At 55.6% G+C, this 2,388-nt stretch carries 1 protein-coding gene; it reads right to left on the bottom strand.

The window, feature by feature from the left end; all coding sequences use genetic code 11:
- Positions 1-14: 14 nt before the first annotated feature.
- Positions 15-2,388 (bottom strand): RHS repeat-associated core domain-containing protein (locus tag ABLA76_RS14890; protein ID WP_348988514.1); only part of this gene is annotated, 2,374 nt, incomplete at its 5' end.

Below are 2,388 nucleotides of genomic sequence, written 5' to 3'. Positions count from 1 at the left end.
TTATGTTGATTCTGCTATATATATCTTACACTAGCACCATGACCACCTTCTTTGAACATTGCCATAGGCCATTCGTCACGATCCGCGCCTTTTTTGGTTTTTACATCTTTCAGACTAAGCTTACGATTTAACTTAGCTGTCTCCCTTTGTATAGTAACAATATATGGATGACCTGCTTTTATTGCCTCATCTATATGTCTGAATGTTTGTGGGTATACAGAACCGGTTAATTTCAAAACATAGTCATGATCCCGTGCATTAACTTTAGTTAAACTACACCCTGCCAGTCCTAACGGATCTATAAATCCCGTCGGATTATGCACATAAGAATACGGGTTAAATCCCCCAGCCAGCCCCAGCGGGTCGGGAGTCAGATACATACCCGCCACCGGCGAGTAATACCGGAACCGATTGTAGACCAGCCCGCTCTCTTCATCCAGCCACTGGCCGGCGAATTGTAACCCCGGATTCAATTCCGAATTTTCACCCGGCACACTCAGACGCCGCCCGTACAGGCTCTGCGGCGGCTGGCGCCAGACCCGGTGCCCCGCGGCATCAAACAACGCCAGCGGCTCGCCCGTTGGCGCACACACCGCATACTGCGTCTGAATTTTCCCGGCGATCAGTTCACTGCGGTTTTCCGGGTTCGGGGTGAAGAACTGTACCTGCTGCGCCAGCAACTGCCAGCCCTCAAACACCAGATGGCGGATGCAGTGCAGCCGGTTGTGCCGGTATTCCCGGATTTCCGCCGGCACGTCGCCATCCCACAGGTAGGTTGTGCGCTCACCCGACCGTTCACACACTTTTTCGGTGCGCCGCCCGAAGGCATCGTAGCGATAATCCCACTGCTGCCCGTCCGGGGTCAGCACGCCGACAAGCTGGTTCTGGCTGTTCCAGCGGAATTTGGTGAGCTGTGGGCGGTAACCGTCCCGCCAGAGCTGCATGGCGGTCATTCGCCCGGCATCATCATACTCAAATAAATGCTGGCCGAGCTGCCGTAACCGGTGCCCTTGCTGGTAGAGCCGTTCGCCGTCTATCTCATTGAGACCATCAAAACGGCGCGATGGGTAGCCGGAGGTATCATATTGATAATGCTCCCGCAACCGCTCGCCGTCACTGACTGACGTCACCTGCCCGTTGCCGTTCACCACATAACGCAGCCACTGCCGCTCATCGTTTGCGGCCACCAGATTGAGTGCCGCATCGTAGCGATATTCCCGAGCCAGTCCCGCCAGTGTCGGCTGAGGGATATCGGCCACTTCATGGGCTTCAAAAAACTCCGTGTTACGCCCGGCACGCTGAGCGGTCAGTTGCCCCATCAGGGAGTGTTCCTGCCGCAGAATAAAACCTTTATCCGACTGACGGTGCCATTCATGGCCGTCGTCATCCCGTTCAAGGCTGAGTGTATGTTCACCGCTGAAACTGACTCGCCGCAGTTCACCGACTTTATTGGCTTCGGTTTTTGCCCGCCAGCCCTGATTATCGGTGGTGAGCAGTGTTCTTTCGACGGTGGCGCTGTCCGGGTAATCACGCTGGATGTCGCCGTGTGCCTGCGTTTCTTTCACGATGCGGTCTTTATCATCGTATTCGAACGTCAGCGGTGTACTGTCAGGCGTTGTGACGGCCAGCAAACGCCCCAGAATATCGTAACCGTAGGTGGTGGTGCCTTCGGGGGTGTGCATGGCCGTCATGCGGCTGGCAGCATCATACTCAAAGCGGGTGATATTGCCTAACGCATCCCGTTTTTCAATGCAGTTACCGTTGCCATCATAGGCATAGTGCCACTGTGTACCGGCATAGTCGGTTTCGGTGATCACCCGCCCGTCTGCATCCAGTGTATAACGGTAGCTTTCGCCCTGCGGATTAATGACTGCCAGTAATTGCAGGCTGTCGGGATCATAACGGTACTGCCAGCGGTTTCCCTCGCCGTCGATACGCCCCACCGGCAGGTCAAACGGCCCGTATTCGATAGACCATTGCACACCACGGGCATCTGTCCACGCGGTCAGATTACCGTGGCGGTCATGGCGAAATCGTTCCAGACTGTTGTTGGGGCGATCGCTTAACGCCACGCGATGATGGCGATCGTATTCCCACAGCCACAGTGCGCCGCCCCCCGAGGCCAGCCGCTGCAAGCGGTCATGGCTGTCGTAACCCAGCCGCAGGCTGCGGTTCTCTTCATCAAACAGTTTGCTCAGGCGCTTATGTTCGTCATATTCCCATGTCCGTTTATGCCCTTCATCGTCTTCAGCCGCGATAACCAGGCCGAATTCATTACGCGTCAGCGTGGTTTTGCTGCCATCGGGGGCAATAAAGCATGCCGCATTGCCATTATCATCGTATTGCTGCCACCAGACACGACCGAGGGGATCGGTCATGCTGATAAGG

Source organism: Xenorhabdus sp. SGI240, assembly GCF_040081915.1.
GTDB lineage: Bacteria > Pseudomonadota > Gammaproteobacteria > Enterobacterales > Enterobacteriaceae > Xenorhabdus > Xenorhabdus bakwenae.
Note: the sequence above shows the minus strand (reverse complement) of the source record. Positions and strands in the feature narration are given on the sequence as shown.